A 20229-nucleotide genomic window follows, 5' to 3' on the forward strand; every position below is an offset into this window, starting at 1 on the left:
CCTGGGAGACCCTTCCATCTCCTCCTGTGAGCAGGAGGTAAGACGTTTCAACCACAAGAAGAACGTCTGATGGGTAGAAGGGAGTCAGATCATTCCATAGTACTCCGAGACGGTAGGGCCGATCACATGGGGAAGGGAATGACGATATTATGCAGCCCGCAAAGGAAACATATGCAGATACGACAGGCTGATAAACATATGCAAACCTCACTGCGGGGAATAGCAAAGAAAGCAAAGGAGGATCCACATCACCGATTCGGCAATCTGTACAGTCTCCTGAACGAAACAAACCTGTGCTGGAGTTTCAGCCAGCTTAATCGTAAGTCAGCGCCTGGAGTAAGCGGCGTTGATTGGGAGACGTTTGGGAAAGATCTTCAGGGTAATGTCAGGGGTATCACCACCGCCCTGAAGGAGAAACGCTATAAGGCCAAGCTTGTTCGCCGCCGCTATATTCCCAAGCCAGGTGGGAAACAACGCCCCCTTGGTATTCCGGAAATGGGTGACAAGTTGGTGCAGCATAGCGTAGCGCACATCCTTTCGGCAATCTTTGAACAGGATTTCCTGCCCTGCAGCCATGGGTATCGCCGTGGCAAGGGGCCCCAAAAAGCGGCTCTTCAGTTGAGCCAACGAATCCATCGTGGCAAGTTTCGGTGGATTTTGGATGCAGATATAAAAGGCTTTTTCGATCATCTTGATCATGATTGGCTGTTACGTATGCTTGAGCTGCGGATAGATGATCGCTCCTTTATGAATCTGATCAGGAAGTGGCTCAAGGCTGGTATCTTGGAGGAGGATGGCCGGGTAATATTACCAGTGACCGGTACTCCTCAAGGTGGTGTAGTTTCTGCCGTGCTGGCCAACATCTACCTCCACTTTGTGTTGGATCTCTGGTTTGAGAAAATCGTCAAACCTCGTTGTAAAGGAGACGCCTATCTCATGAGATTCGCTGATGATTATGTGTGCTGTTTCCAGTACCGGGAAGATTTGCATAAAGTGCAAAGGGTCATCGGCAAGCGACTTGGCAAGTTCAACCTCGAGCTTTCCAAAGAGAAGACGAAAGCAATCAAATTCACCAGATTTGAAACCGAGAAGAGTGAGACCTTTGTTTTTTTGGGTTTTGAATATCGATGGGTTCTGAGCAGGAAAGGGAAGCCACTGGTGAGTATGAGGACAGCAAAGAAGAAGTTCCAGCTGGCCCTTTCAGCAATGCGATCGTGGATAAAGACCAACCGCAGCAAAGGCTTGGCGGAAATCATGGAGCAACTGCGAGCGAAGCTCCAGGGGCACTACAATTACTATGGTGTCAGCGGGAACTATCGCAAGCTGAATTCCTTCTACCGCCTCAGCTGCGGGATCGTCTTTAAGTGGTTGAACCGACGCAGCCAACGGAAAAGCTTTAACTGGCGAGGATTTCTCGAACTTATGGAGTTCTTTGGTATCCCTCGACCCCGCATAATCGGTTATTGGGCCAAATAACGCTTTTGTACGAAGCGAATAATATCGAGGAGCCCTGTGCGGGAATACCGCACGCAGGGATCTGAGAGGGGGCGGTCGGGTAACTGGCCGTCCTACCTTAATGCCATAAAAAGCAGGATTCAAAATGCGAGCACATTACTTGCAACATGTACCGTTTGAAGGCTTGGGTAGTATCGAACCCTGGCTTCGACATGCTTGTTATACAATATCCAGCACCCAATTTTTCAACTCAGGTGTTCTCCCAGATATTGGTGATATTGATTTGCTCGTTGTCATGGGTGGTCCGATGAGTGTCAACGATGAAACAGAACACCCTTGGCTTGTAAAAGAGAAGAAGTTCATTAAAAGCACTATTGAAGCGGGTAAGCCTGTTCTTGGTATCTGTTTGGGAGCGCAACTCATTGCTAATGCAATGGGAGGTGAAGTTTTCGCAAATTCAGAAAAAGAAATTGGGTGGTTTCCTGTTGAAGCAGTTGAATCCGGAACTGCTTCAGTTTTTCAGTTTCCAGAAAAAATAGAAGTGTTCCATTGGCATGGTGAAACCTTCAGCCTGCCAAAAGGTGCTGTTCAACTAGCGAGAAGTAAAGGTTGTGAAAATCAAGCTTTCCAAATTGACAGCAATATTATCGGGTTGCAGTTCCACTTGGAAACCACGCCATTATCTGCACAAGCAATTGTCGAGAACTGTAGAGATGAACTTGTGGAAGGTGAATACATCCAATCCAAGGCACAAATTTTGTCCGCTCCTCAAAAGTGTTATCTATCAATAAACAGTTTAATGGGCAAAGTTCTTGAGCACTTACATGCAAGTGATGGCTGACAAGACGCTGCACCGGACGGCTCTAAGAAAATTAATAAGGAAAATACGCCGAGCTCGAAATTACAAGATGCCTGCTTGCTGATTCGTAGGCCGCCTTCCAACCACCGGAGGGGACATCGCCTCTCAGGGGGGCCACTTGACAGTGACCTGCAGAACGCTGCCGCTCAGCTCGAAACATTATGTGCAAAAAAAAACAAAGAAAGAGAATTAGGGCTTGCTGAGCAACAAGCAAGACCATGAATTTGTGTTTAAAAAATAGTATAATCGGCGTCGTAAGTGCACAGAAAACGGCTGACACCTTCCAAAACCCTTGCACCTTCCGACAGTAACACCATGTACAAGCATAATCAGAAGCAGCTCGAACTCCCTGAATTTTCTCTACCCTTTCATGGAGAGCTGGCACCTGACAACAAATGGGTAAAATTAGCTGCCTTGATCCCCTGGGTGCAGTTCGAAGAACGCTATAGGGAAAATTTCTCGAAATCCGGTACCGGGCACCCGGCTCTCTCTGTGAGAATGGCCCTCGCCGCACTGATCATCAAAGAAGAACTAGGTGTCAGTGACAGATTATGCGTTGAGCAGATCACGGAAAATCCGTATCTGCAGTACTTTTGCGGGCTCAAGTCCTTCATCACCATGCCACCGTTTGACGCCTCCATGTTTGTCCATTTCCGTAAACGCTTTCCGGCAGATGTGTTGAGCGAGGTCAACAATGCCATTGCAGAGAAGATGCACGGAGATCAGGACCCACCGGCACCCGGCCAAACACCCCCAGGAACCGATACCGAGACGACGAGCGACCAAAAACCATCTCGCAACAGCGGCCAGTTGCTGGTGGATGCCACATGTGCTCCTGCGGATATCACCTATCCCACCGATATCAAACTCCTCAACAAGGCCCGTGAGAAGAGTGAGCAGATCATTGATATCCTGCATGAAGCCAGAGGACGAGGATATAAGAAGCCGCGCACCTACCGTCAACGAGCCAGAAGACAATTTTTGTCTATTGCCAAAGACAAGCGGATGAGTCGCAAAAAGATTCGAAAGTGCCTCCGTCGGCAATTAGGGTATCTGCGGCGCAATCTCAACTCCATTGATCAACTTGGTGAGCATCAAGGATTTACACTGCTCGGCCGTCGCCATTATAAAGAGCTGCTGGTGATTTCTGAGGTATACCGCCAACAACAGTGGATGTACGAGAACCGCAGTCATCGTATTGATGACCGTATTGTCAGCATTAGTCAACCGCATGTTCGACCGATCAAGCGTGGTAAAGCTGCTGCTGACACTGAGTTCGGGGCCAAAATCAGTATCAGCCTTGTGCACGGCATCAGCTTTGTCGACCATATCAGTTGGGACAACTACAATGAAAGTTGTGACCTTATTGCTCAAATCGAGGCGTATCGTACGCGATATGGTTGCTACCCGGAATCGGTGCATGCCGATAAAATTTATCGTAACCGCGAAAACCGCCGATATTGCAAGCACCACCAGATTCGATTGTCTGGCCCCAGGCTTGGCCGACCGCCAAAAGTGACCCAGGAAAATGCCAAAGCACTCCAAGCAGCAAAACAGCAGGCCAGGCAGGATGAAATTGACAGAAATGCGGTTGAGGGCAAGTTCGGTCAAGGCAAACGCCGCTATAGTTTGAACCGGATCATGACCAAGCTGTCATGTACCAGTGAAACCGCAATCATGATCAGTTTCTTGGTAATGAACCTGAAACGGTGGCTGGCCATCGTCGTTTTATTATTTTTTCAAAGAACAAAAGCTCGATTTGCGAATGTTTGGTGGACGCCTCATAAACTTTCTTGCCTTTTGGCCGGGTTTAAAGCCATCGAAGCCGCAAGTGGTTAATCGTTGTTCAGCAAACCCGAATTAGAAATGGAACATGTATTTTTTTGTACCGGTCACGAGCTCAAAATTCCAAATATTGTGAAGAGTAAAGGTCTTTATCTATATGATGAACAAGGCAAAGGCTATATGGATTTAGAATCAGGTGTTTGGTGTACATCGCTTGGACATAATACCGTTGAGGTAAACAGAATAATAAAAAATCAAATTGACTCATTAATGCACGCTGGATTTTGTTATTCAAATGAAATACTGGAAAAAGCGGCTAAGTCAATTCTCAATGTCGCTGGATTTACTAACGGGAAAAGTGTGTTTCTTTGCTCCGGAAGTGAAGCGATTGAGATATCAAGGCAGATGGCTGACCACCTGACTGGAAAACAGATATCATTGACACTCCATGACTCATACCTTGGGGCGTATTCTTCAATAATCGACAAGTCCCAAAATTGGTATTTGCTAAATTGGGAACAGTGTAAGTTATGTTCCGATAGAGATCATTGTAAATTCACTGCTGTCCGGTTAAGGAAATAGATAAGGCCTGAAGAGCTTCTTTTTTGTATAATGATGTTACCGCTAACACATTAACATAAAAGGAGATTCAGGCCATGGCTCATAGTAACACGGTACTTGCACAATTGCTCAAACTTATTGACAGACATGAATTCCAATATTTGCATACGGGTCCTTACCGACCGCAACGAAAGTACCGTGCTCTCAGCCAGTGGGGCCAATTTACTATCATGATGTTTGCTCAACTTACCGGTAGAGCGAGTCTTCGTGATATCTGTGACTCCCTGCAGACACAAGCAGGAAGATTATATCATCTCGGAGTCAACCGAGTGAAGAAATCAACCCTAGCTGACGCAAACAACAAGCGACCTGCAGAATTCTATCAGGCTTTCTTTGAAAAGACCTACCAACGCTGCATGTCCATCGCACCAGGAAAAAAGAAATTCAAGTTCAAGAACAAGCTTTACTCGCTTGATGCCTCAACCATCGACCTCTGCTTGTCCGTCTTTCCCTGGGCAAAATTTCGTTCGACCAAAGGCGGTGTGAAACTGCACGCCTTGCTGGATCATGATGGTTATATCCCCAAGTTCGCTGCTATTACCGACGCGAAAACCTCAGACCTATCCTTTGCAAGAACCCTCGCGTTACCGGCAGGTTCGATTATTGCTGCCGACAGGGCGTACATAGATTTTTCCTGGCTGTATAAGCTCAATAAAAGAAAGAACTTCCTTGTTACCCGCCTCAAACGCAACATCAAATACAAGGTGACCGAAAGACGCCCAGTCCTTAAATCCAAAGGACTCACCTCTGATCAAACCATCATTCTTACCGGTACAAAATCAGACGAATGCCCCATACCTCTACGGCGAATAGGGTACAAAGACCCAAAGAGCGGCAAACATTACGTTTTCCTTACCAACAATTTCCACCTGGCAGCTAAAACCATTGCCGATATCTATAAAAGCAGGTGGGAGATTGAGCTTTTTTTCAAGTGGATCAAACAAAACCTGAAGATCAAAACTTTTCTCGGTACCAGCCGCAACGCGGTCATGACACAGATATGGATTGCCCTTATCACCATGCTGGTACTTTCTTACATGAAATTTTTGGCAAAACTGGGACAATCTATTACACAAATCCAACGAATTCTGCAGTTAAACCTGTTTAAAAAACAGAATCTGTGGGAGTTATTCAACCCTTTGCCTGTAAAACATAGAACTGAAAGTTATCAAAAAATGCTGTTTAATTTCAGCAAACTATAACCGGACACCAGTGTTGTAAATTATCATGTGAAGTGCTGCAGAATATACCAAAAGACGTTTCTGCTTTCATCTTTGAACCGGGTAGTTCTTCTGGATTTGTAAGATTTCCACCAAAAGGCTTGATACGTAATATTTCCCATATTGTTCAAGGCAATGGAGGGAAAATTGTTGTCAATGAAGTAACAACAGGTATCGGTCGGACTGGCAAATGGTTTGGATACCAACATTATGACATTACTCCCGATTTTATCGCTGTTGGTAAAGGAATTGGAAATGGATACCCTGTTAGTGTTGCACTCATCAACGAAACGGTCAGTAATCAGTTAGAACTAAAACCGTTTCATTATTCCCAATCCCATCAAAATGATCCTTTGGGAGCTTCGATCGCGTATGGTGTAATCCAGTGCATCGAAAAAAACAATTTGATATCGAAAGCGGAGAATAGTGGTTTACTTCTTCGCAAACAGCTTGAATCACTTATTGATAATGAAATTATTACGGAAGTTCGGGGCAGAGGGTTGATGTTTATTGTTGATATTAAGAACAAAGAAATTGCTGATTCCTTTTATAATGAGCTTATTGAGAGAGGGTATATTGTAGGGAACCGAGGTTCATCTTTAAGGATTGATCCACCACTTATAATCGGTGAACCAGAAATTGATGGATTTATTAACACATTAAAAAAAGTAAAAACACATATTGAATTAATCGCATGACAAGCGTTTATACCTGACGTTACATGCCGTGCGTTCCTCACTCTGGGTAACGCAGGTGAAACCAGTGTTATGTGAAATATTTTATGGAGAACTGTGTGGCTGGAAAAAAATATGGATCATGTTTGTGCGGTAAGGTTCAGTATGAAATTATAGGAAATTTTGAATCTTTCTATCTTTGTCATTGTAAACGTTGTCGTAAAGACACAGGGGCAGCTCATGCTGCGAATATTTTTTCAAAATCGGCAGAGTTAAGGTGGTTACAGGGGCATGAGTTTGTAAAGAAATATCAGTTACCCGAGACACAACATACCAAAAGTTTCTGTACAAACTGTGGTTCAGCTATCCCATATGAATCTAAAGAATTAAATATGGTTGTAGTGCCAGCAGGTAGTCTTGATAGTGAATTGGATATTAAACCAGATGCAAATATTTTTATGAGCAGTAAAGCTCCGTGGTCATATAAACTTGAAGAGTATCCATGTTTTGAGAAGTTACCTGATTAGAATAAAAACACATAGCCAAGCGTTTCACACCGCTACGGTCGGACGCGTGTGATCGCGCGCCGGTGAACTTAACGATGGCGTCCCGCTGCGCGCGACGGCATCGTTTCGAGCTGAGCGTAACCGCCAGTTATCATGGACCGTTCGACAATTGGAACGACCAAGCAATGCTTATAAAGATGCAACCTGTCACGACGTGATAAAATAGTCTGTAAATCAAATTCAAAATTATACAATGAACAATTTTACACAAGCAGACTCAGCATCCCTTTATGGTTCTGTTCATTTGGGACATCAAACTTACCTTGCTCAAGGAGCTATCCTGCGATCAGTCCCTGAAGGAATCACTATTGGCCATGACAGTGCTGTGTTGGAAAATTGTGTCCTTGTGGGACATCCTGAGTTGAAAACAACGGTGGGCCGCAAAGTCGTTTTTGGACACCGAACCTTTATCATTGGCGCTACCATTGGCGATTTGTGTGAAATCGGCAATGGTTGTATTTTGATGCCAGGCTCCACCCTCGGACATTGGTGTATCTTGGGCGAGGGGACTCTTATTCCAGAGGAGATGATCGTTCCTGAATATTCAGTGGTGGTGGGGCGACCTGGTCGAATCATTCGGTCATTAACAGAGGAAGACCAGGCCATGATCTCGCGAATGCGAGGAGGCGATATATCCTTGGCCGAGAGAGCGGACCAAATTGTTCAGGGATTATTAACGGAAGGAAAGCCTATGGGAAAAGTATATTCGTATAAAAACAAATCACCTCAAATCGCAGAAACAACATTCCTGTTTGATTCTTCAGAGATCACCGGCGATGTGATTATTGGAGAACATTGCGTCATTGGAGCAGGGGTGAAAATCATTGGCGACTCTCATGGCCCCGTTCGAATAGGTAATCACGTTCAAATTTTAGAAAATACCGTTCTGCACCTTTTACCTGACAATCAATTGATACTTGAGGACCATGTCATTATCGGTCCCGGTTGTATGATTCATGGTTGTGAAATTGGAGAGTGCACGGTGGTAGAGCCTGGAAGCATTGTTTGTGATTCCAGCAAGGTTGGGAAACATTCCATTGTTAAGGCAGGAACCCTGGTGAAACAGCGATCCAATTTTCCGGATTATTCTGTTGTAGAGGGATTTCCCGCAAAACAGAGTGATACCTTAACCCGCTCTCCGGAAAATCCGAAATGGACGTTCAATTTCAATGATTTACGGACGTTGCAATAGGGCACAGTCGAACAATTCGTTTAAGAAGGATTTTGGAGCAGCACTTCGCTTGTTCAAAGACCTCTCAGCTTGTCGTTAGTGCGCCAGGCGTAGCTTGGCGCTTCTTGTCGGGTGCCTCACCGTATGGTGGGAAGTCCCGATCGGGCAAAGCCTAGCCAGCAGCCCGTACCGACTGTTGCGCGACCCACGGAATCGGAAAATCGCTGAACAACAGTCGTGAAGCGTAGATAGGAATACTGTAGGCCGCAGGGGAGACGTACCTCGTTAGTTGAACAAGACCCTAGCTCCTCACTCAGGCTAGTTCGCAAAGGAAAAGGCGAACAAACCAATCCACCGGATGGAAAATAGGTCGTGCAAAATTGAAAAACAACGTCAAAAATTGCGGTGGTTGGTAAGCAGTTCGTTGCCACCGGGTACCCTAAACGTAGACATACAAAGGAAACAAGATGACTGCCGAACCCCAAGAAACGGTTACCCCTCAAGAGCAAAGATCAACATTTGTTAATGTTTTAGCATGGATATTTATTATTTTCGGGGGGTTCGCTACGTTTATTGGAATTTTGCAAAATATAATGCTTTACGCATTTCATCCAATACAAGAAGTGAGCAGTGCTGCGGCTCATTCTGAATCGTCAGAAAATTTGCCAGCTTTTGCTCAATTAATGTTTGACCATTTTGACCTGTTTTTTTTCCTGGCGCTGGTTTTTTCGGCAACAAGTTTCATATCAGCTATTGCATTGTTAAATAGAAAAAATTGGGCGAGAATTATTTTTATATTTTTAATGGGTGTTGGTATAGCATGGAATATTTTTGGACTGATTATGCAGTTTACTCTATTGCAATCTACCCCTGAAATTCATCCGCCACAGCCAGAGCTGGAATCCATGGTGCATGTTATGCAGATAGCAAGCGTGGTCATGGTGGCTGCTATGATCAGTTTATTTGGCTTTGTGATCAAGAAATTGTGCTCCCAGCAAATACGAAGAGAATTTGTCTGACTAAATCGTACCACAACGTACGCTGTCAAGCGGGAGCTATGCGTGAGGCAAAGTGCAGAGGGAGCAGTTCTTTGTCCGGCTCTTGATTGGTTCTGTCTTTCAGTTTTGGCATGGAAGACCACTCCCCGTTGATCAACCATATGTCATGTCCACAAGGTTGGGCGTCAGGTAGATAAATGCCGCCCTCTCAAAAGCAATGACAGGGGCCTCTGCTTATTACCTCCACGTGTGCAGACAAAGAGAATCCACAGTATGAAATTTCAAGTTAGCGATGCCGATCTTAAGGTCATCAGAGGGCGCTTTGAACGGTATGTTGCAACCTTCAGGGAGCCGGATGCCTCGCATCAGGCGAATATCACACTCAAAAGAGACCATAGCCTTCGGGTCTGCGATAATATTCTGCTCATCGGTAAAGCCCTCGGTCTTGGAGGTGATGAACTCCGCTTGGCTGAAATAATCGCTCTGCTGCATGATATCGGTCGTTTTGAGCAGTACGCGCAATATCGTACCTTTATGGACCGCACATCGGTTAATCATGCTGAACTCGGCATTCGCATCATTGAAGAAAGAGAAATACTGGCAGAGATGGCAACCGACCTCAAAGAGATGGTAATGCGTCCGATTCTCTATCATAACCGTGCTGCACTGCCTGAAAAAGAGACGCAAACATGTCTGTTTTTTTCACAGCTGATCCGTGATGCTGACAAGCTGGATATCTGGAATGTAACCACCAGTTATTACCTTGAAAACCATGGGAAAAAGAACCCTGTCATTGAGCTTGGGCTCGACAACCGAGAGGACCTCAGTCCTGCAGTGATCAATGACCTGCTCCATCAGCGCATGGTGGACATCAATAATCTTACCACCTTAAATGATTTTAAATTGCTCCAGGTCAGTTGGATTTATGATCTCAATTTTGTGCCCACCGTTCAAGAGGCAATAAAAAGAGGCTATCTGGAAAAAATGCGCTCTGTATTGCCAGACAGCAGGGAAATTGAAGAAATTTTCGCCATGGCCATCAACTATATGGAGAAGAGGATCGCTTCAGCCACAACGATGGGGCGGTGAGCTTGGCGGAAATCCTGTGCTGCTCGAACAGGGGCTTAGACAAACGCAGCCTTACTGTAGGAAAAATGAAACCATGAAAATTTGGGTGGATGCAGACGCCTGTCCTGTTGCCATAAAAGAAATCCTCTATAGAGCGGCGGAAAGGACGAAGGTGCAATTAATTTTGGTTGCCAATAGACAGTTGCACGTGCCCCGGTCTTCATTCATCCGTTTCGTCCATGTGCGCCAGGGGTTGGATAGAGCTGATAATGAAATAGTCAGAAAGGTGGAGCCTGCAGATCTTGTCATTACGTCGGATATTCCTCTTGCTGCCAGGGTTGTGGAGAAGGGAGGGGTGGCGCTCAATCCGCGTGGTGAGGTGTATACGGAAGAAAATATAGGTGAAAGGGTAAGTACCCGAGACTTTTTAGACAGTTTGCGTTCAAGTGGGATAGAGACTGGCGGGCCTTCTGCTTTTGGTGCACGCGATAAACAGGTCTTTGCCAATAGGTTGGATCAAATCATAACCAAATATACAAAGCGGGCCTAGCGAGACGGTTGGCTCCGTCTGTCTCCTGCGCTCACTGCATATGCTCTCCCTGTTGCTGGGCAGGAACATGCGCGTAACCGTTCGCTTTGCATGCCACCAAGGATATACTAATGAGTGATGATTACAGTCTGCTGATTGACCTGCACAGGGAAGGATATCGACAGGGGCCGGGCGGGGATGCAGAGACGGAGCTGGCCCTTAATCTGGCTGGGATCGATCGGCAAAAACCGCTGAAGATAGCGGATATTGGCTGCGGTACAGGGGCGTCCGCGATCCTGCTTGCCCGACTCCTGAATGCTCGGATCACGGCGGTGGACCTGCTTGAGGATTTTCTTGAGGTGTTGAAGCAGAGGGCTGAACGTGCAGGGGTGGCGGACAGGATAACATCCCTTGCCTGTTCCATGGATGACCTGCCCTTTGCTGCCGGAGAGCTGGATGGTATCTGGTCTGAGGGGGCAATCTATAGCATCGGCTTTGAAAAAGGCGTGGAGGAGTGGCGACGCTACCTGAAATCAGGCGGTTTATTGGTTGTATCAGAGCTTACGTGGCTCACCGATTCGCGTCCGGCCGAACTCCAGCGCCATTGGCACAATGAGTATCCCGAAGTGGATGTGGCATCGGCGAAAATCAGGGTGCTTGAGCAGCATGGGTATTCGCCTGTGGGATACTTTGTGTTGCCGGAGCATTGCTGGATGGATCAGTATTATCGCCCAATGCAGGCCAGGTTCGAGGATTTTCTGAACCGGAATGGCAACAGTGAGGCGGCGCGTGCAATCGTGGCCGCGGAACAACTGGAAATTGACCTTTATGAGCGGTACAAGGCGCACGTCAGTTACGGGGTGTATATTGCCAGGAAGACCGACTAATAGCGAAATAATGCCAAGGAGCAGCTGTAGTACCACAGGCGGCTGCTGGCTGCCGTTTTCTCTTCTCTGAGCAAATTGATTGATATGTGCCCAGATTTTCCGCAATGGCCGGAGAGGTGGATGGGCGATGAAAAAGATGTACGTCTTTACAGGTCCAGTTCGACCCCATCAGAGGAGAGAAAGCGCTGCAACACCCCTTCCAAAGCATACTGGCTGCGAAGAAGCGCCGCAGCCTCCCGTTCAAGTTGGCTTAATTCCTTTCCGCTGACCGATTCCTCTATCCGACGACAATTATAGTTAAGGCAAAACATGGGTTTAAAGAGAAAGATGCAGCCTGCTGCAGGGTTGAGGTAGCAGCACTCGGCAGGGTGCTCATTGATCTGTGCGACCTCCACTCCGGCCAGCAGGTTCATGACTATCTGCAGGCTGTCTGTCTCGCCTGCCATGTACCTGCTGCAGCACCCGCCGCACTCGGAGGCAGCGCAGGCAGAGCAGAGCCTGCCGAGCATCTGGCTCTGCATGTGGGTTGAGAGTGCCCGCTCCCTGGAGCGCATAAGGGCAAGAGCTGACAGCACATCAGCGCGTCGCTCGAGAGTGGGGCCGAATGTTTTAAAGAGATGGATCCCAAAGGCCAGGCGCGACTCCACGCTGCCGCAGTAGATCTTGTGCAGGAGTTTCGTTTGATTCACCACGTGTTCTCCCTGCCGTTAACGGCCAGAAAAGGGACAGAAGGATGGCCTGCCGATATGCTGATTAATATGGTCTTTATATTCCCTCTGGAGAAAAAAAGAACGCTTTTGTTGCACCCAAAGGTGTCAAGGCTTTTTCTTTCATCGTTGTGATGGTCTAACCGGGCAAAGGGGTGCCATCGGCAGGAGATGGCGTTCCCCTGTCGGGTGCATGGTTGCGTCGTGGTTTTACTCGGTGTTGAACCGTAGGGGGGAAAAGTTGATAAATCGCCAAATTACAGTTGCATAATCTGTAGCTGTGTAGGTAGGCTGTTGCTGATGGTTTGACCGAAATTCAGCCAGAAAAAGGAGGGGCTATGATCGAGCTCAATGTGAATGGAACCGCAAGAAAGGTCGATGTTGATCCGGAAACTCCATTGTTGTGGGTACTGCGCGATAATCTGGGGTTTACCAGTGTAAAGTACACCTGCGGAATTGCCGAATGCGGGATATGTACAGTGCTTATCGATGGAGAAGCGGTCAGATCCTGCTCAATAACCGCAGCTCAGGCTGTGGGCAGCAGGATATTGACCATTGAGGGGATCCCCGATGAGCACCCGGTCAAGCAGGCATGGATTGAAAAGCAGGTGCCCCAGTGCGGGTACTGTCAACCGGGCATTATGCTGCAGACCGTAGATTTTCTGACCAAGGTGCCCAAGCCCTCAGCGGAGGAGATCAATGCAGCCATGGATGACGTGGTTTGCCGATGCGGCTCGCATCCGAGAATGAAACAGGCTATCCAGCTTGCCGCAGAAATGAATGCAGCCTCGGAGGTGAAATCATGACAAGCGATTTGACACGCAGAGCCTTTTTGCAGCAGGGCAGCCTGGTCATAGCCGCGACAGCTCTCTCCGGCTCGGTGCAGCTGCTGAATGTATCGCCTGTGCAGGCATCGGCGGAGCTGCCGTTCAAGCCGCATGCGTTTGTAGAGATTGCCGCCGACGACTCGATAACCGTCTGGGTGGGGCAAACCAATCTCGGTCAGGGGACCCACACCGGCATCCCTATGATTATAGCCGACGAGTTGGAGGCTGCCTGGGAAAATATCCAGGTGAAGATGGCGCTGGCCGCAGAGCCCTTCAAGGATCCCCAGTGGCATGCCCAGTTGACCGGCGGCAGCACCAGTATACGCCATCGATGGGATATGCTCCGCCAGGTGGGGGCTGCAGCCCGTCAGATGCTGGTTGCCGCGGCAGCTGAACAATGGGGCATTGCCGCGGATAAATGTATTGCCCGGGAGTCGCGGGTCCTTCATCCGGATGGGCGCAGCCTGAGCTATGGTCAACTGACCGGGGCTGCCGGCAAACGTGAATTGCCCCAAGATCCACCCCTCAAGGATCCTGCGGATTACCGGATTATCGGCACGGCCAGGCAGCGCCTGGATATACCGGATAAGGTGATGGGGAAAAGCGTGTACGGGATTGATGTAGTCGTGCCCGGCATGTGCATTGCCGTGGTGGCCCGCCCGCCTGTGTATGGCGCGACCTACAGCGCTTTTGAGAAAAAGGCGGCCATGGGGGTCAAGGGCGTGGTGGACGTCATCCCTCTGGAGAACCGGATAGGGGTCTGTGCAGATACGACCTATGCGGCAATGAAAGGCCGGGATGCCCTGAACATTCAGTGGTCCAAGGGCTCGCACCCAGACCTGGATAATGCAGCACTGGACAGATTGTTTGAAGAGCACCTGGAGAAAAAGGGAGCTGTGGGTAAAGAACGGGGCAATACTGCCGGGGCGCTGGCGCAGGCGTCTACAACCCTGGCCCAGTCCTATAGATTGCCCTATCTCTCCCATGCCCAGGTGGAACCGATCAACTGTACCGCCCATGTGGAAAAGGACCGGTGTCGTCTCTGGGTGCCGACCCAGGGGCAGACCGTTGCTCAGATGACGGCTGCCAAGCTGACCGGCCTTCCCCCGGAAAAGGTGGAGGTAATGACCACCATGGTTGGCGGGGGCTTCGGCTTGCGGGGGGAACCGGATCCTGTAGAGGATGCGGTGCAGCTATCCATGGCCCTCGGCAGACCGGTGAAAGTGATGTGGAGCCGTGAGGACGATTTTGCCAATGACTACTTCCGTCCGGGCAGTCACTGCCGTATACAGGCCGGGCTGGATGAAAACGGGAAACTGGTGGGTTGGTCGCACAAGGTTGCCGCGCCCTCTGTCATGTCCAGGTCCATGCCCCAGTATGTGGAAAACGGTGTGGATCCTGACGCCATCAGCGGCATCAGAGATATGGTCTACGATGTCCCCAATCTGCTGGTGGAATATGTGATGCTCACCGGATCACCTGTACCGGTCGGTTGGTGGCGATCGGTGGGGTACTCGGTCAATACATTTACAGTCGAGTCGTTTATGGATGAACTGGCCCACGCAGCGGAAAAAGATCCGGTTCTGTTTCGTCTGGAGCATATGGAGAAGGGCTCCCGTCCCCATGCTCTGCTCACGCTGCTTGCGGAGAAAGGCGGATGGTCGGGTCCCGTTCCCCAGGGCAGAGCGCGCGGGGTCGCCGTGACGGGTTGTTTTGAATCCTTTGCCGCACACATAGCGGAAGTGTCGGTCAGCAAAGCGGGGAAGATCACGGTCCACAAGATGGTCTGTGCCATTGACTGCGGTACGGCGGTGTATCCGGATGCAATCAAGGCCCAGGCTGAGGCCGGGGTGGTTATGGGCTTGAGTGTAGCCATGCATGAGCGGGTCGACTTTGAGCAGGGCGGTGTGGGCACCCTCAACTATGATAGCTATCCGGTACTGACCATGTCGGAAGTGCCGGAGATTGAGGTGCATATCATGCCTAGCACTCTCAAGGCCGGGGGAATCGGCGAGCCTGTCTTGCCGTCGGTGGCGCCTGCTGTTGCCAATGCGGTATTCAACGCCACCGGAGTCAGGCTGAGAGCACTGCCGTTTGACATCGGTCAGCTGCGCCTGGGGGCGTAAACCTTCTGGCCCCGGCGTGGAGAGGGGAGCAGCCGGTATCTGCCATCCGGTTGCTGAACCAAGAAGCAGTGACAGGTGCTGCCTGGACGGGAGGATCTGTCACTGCATGTCGTTTCTTTTGCAAGTGCCTGCAAAATGCCTCTGGAAAAACGGATGATTTGGTAGCTGGGGCCAAGGAAATCTCGCCAGGGACGGATTGTTCACTCTGTAGGCGCAGCACCGCCGCAGTATCCTGGAGATGAGGAGCACGTTGATGAGATGTAGGGATTGTCGGTGCCGGTTGACCGGCAAAAATCACCATATGTACCGGTCGATATGAATCATGGCACCATCCAGTGAAAAAAGCTTTTCAGGCAAAGGTCTGTTTCCTCCGCAGTATGCGTTCACGCTCCTGCTTCCCCTGAGAAATATTTTCCTTTCTCCGCGGAAGCTGATTCAGCGGTTGGAGCTGCAGGAAGACCATACCGTGCTGGAGATAGGTCCGGGACCCGGATATTTCAGCACCCATGTGGCAAGGGCGCTCAAAACAGGGAAGCTGGTGGTTCTTGATATTCAGCAGGAAATGGTCGATCTCTGCCGAAAACGCCTTGAAAAGCGGGGCCTCACCAATGTGGAATACAAACTCGCAGACGGCAACAGGCTTGACTTTGCCAGTGGCCTCTTTGATAGAATATTTCTGGTTACCGTTCTTGGGGAGATCGAGAACCGGGAAGCATACATGCTGGAAATGCATAGAATTCTCAAGCCAGGGGGGGTGCTGTCGATCTCGGAGCTGGCGGGTGATCCTGACAAGCTCAGCCTTGGTGAGGTAGAGTCATTGGTTACGGCATACGGCTTTAAGGTCAGCCGCGTGTTTGGCAGCAGGCGAAATTTTACCGTTAACTGCAGAAAACCGGCAACAGCAGACCGGGTAACAGAACAGCGTGACCAATAACCATCAGTCCCAGGCCATATAGGAAGGTGCACGACGCAGGATGATCAACTGCGTTGCAAGCCGCACACCCGTCTTCCTCCTTGCCGTTTATTGAGGAGGCTGTCCCTCCACGGCCGATATGTTCTCCTCCCATGCAGGCTTTCCTTTTTCAAGCGTACATTCCAGATATTTCATCATCAATGTGTCGGTGATGTCACCCTCTTTTATGGTGACGACCTCTGCCTGTATTCTCCCTCTGTCGCCGTTGAGCCGGTTCAGCAGGTCTTGTTTATGCTGGTGTAAATCGTATTGCAGGGCCGCTTTTTTTGCCTCGATCAGTGACGGGTAGACCTGTTCACTGTTGTCCACCGATTCAAAGTCAATTTCGTTGTCGTTTACATGCACCATGTAAGCGACATCAACCAGGTATGCAGCATCCATAGCTTGCCTCCTCAAGAGTATTTTTCAGCAATCTGTTTTCGTTTGCTCTTCTCTACCGCAGTCCGCTGCCGGTTTCATCCTTTTTGATAAAAAAACACCTGTTGGCTCCGTACAGGAAACGAACAATGGGTGAAGCAGAGGCTTTTTGGTTGACCGGCCGTCATTTTTCTATTTAATATTTAGTTTTAATAATATAATAATATTTGTACATTTTTTATAGGCATTCATGAGGGAAGGGCAAGCCAAGGTTTTATCACCAGCAGAGGAACATCGGGTGCGGACCGTTGCCGCTGCCGGGCGGCACGGGTTGCGCAATCTGGTGTTATTGGATTTTTCCTTTAAGCTGGGACTGCGGGTCAAGGAGATGGCGTCCTTGACCATTGATGATGTGGTTGATGGGGAAGGGCACTTGGTGACGATGTTCCAACTGGCAAGTGATCGACCCAAAGGCGAGTACGGGCGATATGTCTACCTGACAAATAAGCGGGTGCGGAAGAACCTGCAGGCCTATCTGGAACAGCGATCAGGAGATAGCAATCGCTCCCTGTTCAAGAGCCAGAAAACAGCGTTTACCCCCAATAGTCTGCAGCAGGTGTTTAAGCGACTGTATGATGCTGCCGGGATTAAAGGGGCAAAGAGTCATTCAGGGCGAAGGACGTTCGCCACCAGGCTGATCGAATCCGGGTATGATCTGCGGTCTGTTTCTACGCTGATGGGGCATGCCCACGTCCAGACAACAGCCAGGTATATCAGTGAGAATCCGGTTCGATTGGGTGAAATGGTAGCACGGTTATAGCGGAGGGGGAGAGATGACTGCGGCAAGAGCGGTGGGGAGTTCCATGGCAGAAACCAAGGTGATTTTTCGCCTTGAGGGGTTTGGTAAGGTTACCTTGATCAATGGGCACGTGGATTTACCCGACCTTGTCCGGGAGTGCAGGGCGATCCTCAAAGGATACCGCAGCCAGCTAGACGGCCATCCGGATACCTATGCGGCCCTGACCCTCATCGATCGCTATGGTGGACGTATACTTGAGGTGGAGGATGCCGGGCTCAACGTCAGGATATCCTGAAAGGTCATGGTCGCCTGAAGCTGACGGCAACCCGGAGTGCTGTGCAGGGCAATCACAGGGTCTATAAACTGACTGGATTGTTGCCGCACTGAACTTTATCTTTCTTTTCCGGTGCGGACGGGCGAGCAATCTTGTGTAGGACTGGGGAGTGTCCAGTGTATTTTCGCCGCAAAAACGTTTTTATTCATTGAATCGTGGAGAGTTCACGTGTGCAATATTGTATGCCGTTATTGATACGTTAATTGTTCATGATACTTCCCCCCCCTGTAGTTGAGTTCCTGTGTCCCAAAAAACATTGCCGCAGACGTATCTGCGAGGCATTTTTTCCGTCCATGGTGTTGTTTCGCGTGTTCATGCATATTCAAATTTGCTGCCTTGCCCTGTTAAAGCAGGATATTGCAGGTGGCCAAAGGCAGTTTTCCCAAGATGAGCTAACTAGACCCTCGGTCTGTTACTTGAGCCATACTCTGTTCCAATGCTGTCTATTCCTGTTCGATAGTCGTCCATAGTCACTGCTTTTTTGTCAGCCTATTGGCACATAGAAGTGGTCTTTTGTGGTGCATATGCACCAAAAAACGTGGTGCATATGCACCACTAGGGGAGAGATATATTGAAGGCATGTACTTTTGTTCATGGATTACTGGTCAACGGTAATAAATAGAAAGCCGTGGAATATATCTTGCGTTGTTCTTTTTAAGAGCAGGATATTTTCAATCCTGTGAACAGCTGAATAATTTCATTTTTAGAGGTCAGTGCTGGGTATAAAATCTGAGTATATTTACTCATAAAAAATATTCCTGAGGAGTGCGCTATGAAAATAGATGATATATTGCACGAAAAATCGGTGGAGAATTTCATAAATACACATCAAAGCCAAGCCCAACAAATGCATGATGCCGCAGCATGTATGCTGAAAAAAAATAATGTTGATCAACCACAGATTGTTGCGGGGCTGCAGAAACCGCAAGGTGCATTTACAGAAAATCGGATCAATGTTTTTTTTAGTTTTAAATCCAAAGACTGGGAGACCGCTCAAACCATTGTCGAGTTGCTGCGTAAATGGTCGGCAGAGAAAATTAAAATTTTTTATCAGGGTGATTTCGGCAGGGAACTCACCGGGGAGGCTTGGAGAAATGCCATATACGAGGAAATCAAGAAGGCAAACTGGTTTATCCTTTTACTGCCCGATCCAAAAGATGACTATGACTGGTGCCTGTTTGAAACAGGGCTTTTCGAGGCGCAGCGCACGTGTGCTGATCGGTTGATCTGTTTGCATCACCATGAATTGAAACCACCTGATCCCATTATTGAATATCAGGCTGTGAGTGCCGAGCCGAGTGCGGTGAGAAGTATGTTGGAAATGATGTTCATCGAGGAAAATCCTATTCCGGGGATGAGACCATTGAACAAAAGCCTCGCAGATGACATCCCTGAGTATGCCGACATGATCATCAATGCCATTCGCTCGCCAGAGAAACTTATCAAAGAATTCTATGAACCCTGGATTGAGCTGCAGATTATACAACCAGCGGAGCTGGAAACAGTGGAGCAGCTTGACGAGGCACTTGTGGTGTCTATCAATACCGAAGCGCTGGCATTATTTGGATTGACGATTAAGAAAAAAACCTGGGGTGAGCTTCGCAGAAGTGTCATTGGAGGAACAAATAAAGACGGGGATCAGTGGCTTGTTGACCTGATGCGTCTTATCAGGAGCATCGGCAAAGGGGAAATTGCAGATCCCATTCAGGCGGTCTTTCAAGCGAAGAACGGTAAGATTTATAAACCCGGAGTGCTTGCCGTAGACAGGGCAGACGTAGGGGGACCGATCAAGTCGTTTCACTTATCTTTTCATGAAGATACCAGTACACTCGATCGTTCAGCGATGCCTCATGAGTTGTCTTTTTTGGGTAACCTTCTGCGAACGACGTTTCGATTTAGATGGGAGGTGCTGGAAAAGTTTTCTACAAGGCCGCTTACCGAAGAAGATCTTGCCCGTCTTGATACGGCGATATCGAGAATTGAACAGGACTGGGAATCACGAAATGTTGGGGAGGAAAAAGATATTTTTGATCTATTTACCGATGAAAAGAGTAGTGAGCGTGTAATAGAGATAATAAAAAAGTGGCGCAAAATACGAAACGATTTTAAAACAGGCCTCCTTGATATCGCGATGGAGGAGAAGGATGTAGCCTCTGCACAGAAAATAATGATTGATTTTTTGCCGGAAAACCAAGCCTTTCTCCAGATGGTTTCAGAGCGTTTCTCTAACTTTATCGCTGAGAGTTGAGCAGAATTACTGTGCTGATTGCTGC

The 20229-nt window shown here is 48.5% G+C and carries 20 protein-coding genes; 18 read left to right on the forward strand and 2 right to left on the reverse strand.

Going from position 1 to position 20229, the window contains the following annotated elements; genetic code table 11:
• The first annotated feature begins 171 nt into the window (after positions 1-171).
• The 12 genes from ltrA (at position 172) to ACZ52Z_RS00345 (ending at position 11833) form a co-directional block, all read left to right on the forward strand.
• Positions 172-1476 (forward strand): group II intron reverse transcriptase/maturase, encoded by a 1305-nt coding sequence (ltrA, locus tag ACZ52Z_RS00290; RefSeq protein WP_464268769.1) that lies wholly within the window; start codon positions 172-174, stop codon positions 1474-1476.
• A 124-nt stretch (positions 1477-1600) separates the two neighbouring features.
• A complete protein-coding gene (locus ACZ52Z_RS00295) occupies positions 1601-2296 on the forward strand; it encodes a type 1 glutamine amidotransferase (RefSeq protein WP_464268770.1) in 696 nt (231 codons plus the stop codon).
• 333 nt (positions 2297-2629) lie between these two features.
• Positions 2630-4153 carry an IS5 family transposase gene (locus ACZ52Z_RS00300; protein WP_464267038.1) on the forward strand — a complete coding sequence of 508 codons (1524 nt, stop codon included), beginning with the start codon at positions 2630-2632 and terminating at the stop codon, positions 4151-4153.
• Between the two features lie 27 nt (positions 4154-4180).
• Entirely contained in the window at positions 4181-4681 is a 501-nt protein-coding gene (locus ACZ52Z_RS00305; RefSeq protein WP_464268771.1) for an aminotransferase class III-fold pyridoxal phosphate-dependent enzyme, read from the forward strand.
• 74 nt (positions 4682-4755) lie between these two features.
• Positions 4756-5922, forward strand: a complete 1167-nt coding sequence (locus ACZ52Z_RS00310; protein ID WP_464267775.1) for an IS4 family transposase — start codon at positions 4756-4758, stop codon at positions 5920-5922.
• Positions 5919-6638 (forward strand): aminotransferase class III-fold pyridoxal phosphate-dependent enzyme, encoded by a 720-nt coding sequence (locus ACZ52Z_RS00315; RefSeq protein WP_464270735.1) that lies wholly within the window; start codon positions 5919-5921, stop codon positions 6636-6638. Before ACZ52Z_RS00310 ends, ACZ52Z_RS00315 begins: the two co-directional genes overlap by 4 nt.
• Before the next feature lie 83 nt (positions 6639-6721).
• Positions 6722-7141 carry a GFA family protein gene (locus ACZ52Z_RS00320; RefSeq protein WP_464270736.1) on the forward strand — a complete coding sequence of 140 codons (420 nt, stop codon included), beginning with the start codon at positions 6722-6724 and terminating at the stop codon, positions 7139-7141.
• A 232-nt stretch (positions 7142-7373) separates the two neighbouring features.
• Positions 7374-8372: a DapH/DapD/GlmU-related protein gene (locus ACZ52Z_RS00325; RefSeq protein ID WP_464268772.1), complete on the forward strand. Its 999-nt coding sequence runs from the start codon at positions 7374-7376 to the stop codon at positions 8370-8372.
• A gap of 446 nt (positions 8373-8818) precedes the next feature.
• Positions 8819-9370, forward strand: a complete 552-nt coding sequence (locus tag ACZ52Z_RS00330) for a DUF2127 domain-containing protein (protein ID WP_464268773.1) — start codon at positions 8819-8821, stop codon at positions 9368-9370.
• A 252-nt stretch (positions 9371-9622) separates the two neighbouring features.
• Complete coding sequence (locus tag ACZ52Z_RS00335) at positions 9623-10438, forward strand: HD domain-containing protein (RefSeq protein WP_464268774.1); 816 nt, start codon at positions 9623-9625, stop codon at positions 10436-10438.
• Positions 10439-10511: 73 nt separating this feature from the next.
• Positions 10512-10967, forward strand: a complete 456-nt coding sequence (locus tag ACZ52Z_RS00340) for a YaiI/YqxD family protein (RefSeq protein ID WP_464270737.1) — start codon at positions 10512-10514, stop codon at positions 10965-10967.
• Between the two features lie 110 nt (positions 10968-11077).
• Entirely contained in the window at positions 11078-11833 is a 756-nt protein-coding gene (locus ACZ52Z_RS00345) for a class I SAM-dependent methyltransferase (protein ID WP_464268775.1), read from the forward strand.
• Between the two features lie 146 nt (positions 11834-11979).
• Here ACZ52Z_RS00345 and ACZ52Z_RS00350 read toward each other — a convergent pair whose 3' ends face one another.
• Positions 11980-12522: a hypothetical protein gene (locus tag ACZ52Z_RS00350; RefSeq protein ID WP_464268776.1), complete on the reverse strand. Its 543-nt coding sequence runs from the start codon at positions 12520-12522 to the stop codon at positions 11980-11982.
• A 356-nt stretch (positions 12523-12878) separates the two neighbouring features.
• On the opposite strand from ACZ52Z_RS00350, the gene ACZ52Z_RS00355 reads away from it, so the two are divergent.
• From ACZ52Z_RS00355 to ACZ52Z_RS00365, 3 genes are all read left to right on the forward strand, one after another.
• Positions 12879-13346 carry a (2Fe-2S)-binding protein gene (locus ACZ52Z_RS00355; protein WP_464268777.1) on the forward strand — a complete coding sequence of 156 codons (468 nt, stop codon included), beginning with the start codon at positions 12879-12881 and terminating at the stop codon, positions 13344-13346.
• Entirely contained in the window at positions 13343-15493 is a 2151-nt protein-coding gene (locus tag ACZ52Z_RS00360) for a xanthine dehydrogenase family protein molybdopterin-binding subunit (RefSeq protein WP_464268778.1), read from the forward strand. Before ACZ52Z_RS00355 ends, ACZ52Z_RS00360 begins: the two co-directional genes overlap by 4 nt.
• Positions 15494-15815: 322 nt before the next feature.
• Entirely contained in the window at positions 15816-16427 is a 612-nt protein-coding gene (locus ACZ52Z_RS00365; protein ID WP_464268779.1) for a class I SAM-dependent methyltransferase, read from the forward strand.
• 87 nt (positions 16428-16514) lie between these two features.
• Here ACZ52Z_RS00365 and ACZ52Z_RS00370 read toward each other — a convergent pair whose 3' ends face one another.
• Positions 16515-16847, reverse strand: coding sequence for a hypothetical protein (locus tag ACZ52Z_RS00370; RefSeq protein ID WP_464268780.1), 333 nt, complete (start codon positions 16845-16847; stop codon positions 16515-16517).
• 226 nt (positions 16848-17073) lie between these two features.
• Between ACZ52Z_RS00370 and ACZ52Z_RS00375 the strand changes: the two genes are divergently transcribed.
• The 3 genes from ACZ52Z_RS00375 to ACZ52Z_RS00385 all read left to right on the forward strand — a co-directional run bounded on the left by ACZ52Z_RS00375 (position 17074) and on the right by ACZ52Z_RS00385 (position 20204).
• Positions 17074-17643 carry a tyrosine-type recombinase/integrase gene (locus ACZ52Z_RS00375; RefSeq protein WP_464268781.1) on the forward strand — a complete coding sequence of 190 codons (570 nt, stop codon included), beginning with the start codon at positions 17074-17076 and terminating at the stop codon, positions 17641-17643.
• A 13-nt stretch (positions 17644-17656) separates the two neighbouring features.
• On the forward strand, positions 17657-17917 hold the full coding sequence (locus ACZ52Z_RS00380) for a hypothetical protein (protein ID WP_464268782.1): 261 nt from the start codon (positions 17657-17659) through the stop codon (positions 17915-17917).
• Positions 17918-18824: 907 nt separating this feature from the next.
• Entirely contained in the window at positions 18825-20204 is a 1380-nt protein-coding gene (locus tag ACZ52Z_RS00385) for a hypothetical protein (protein WP_464268783.1), read from the forward strand.
• The last annotated feature ends 25 nt before the right edge of the window (positions 20205-20229 follow it).

The organism is Desulfogranum aggregans (assembly GCF_055398265.1).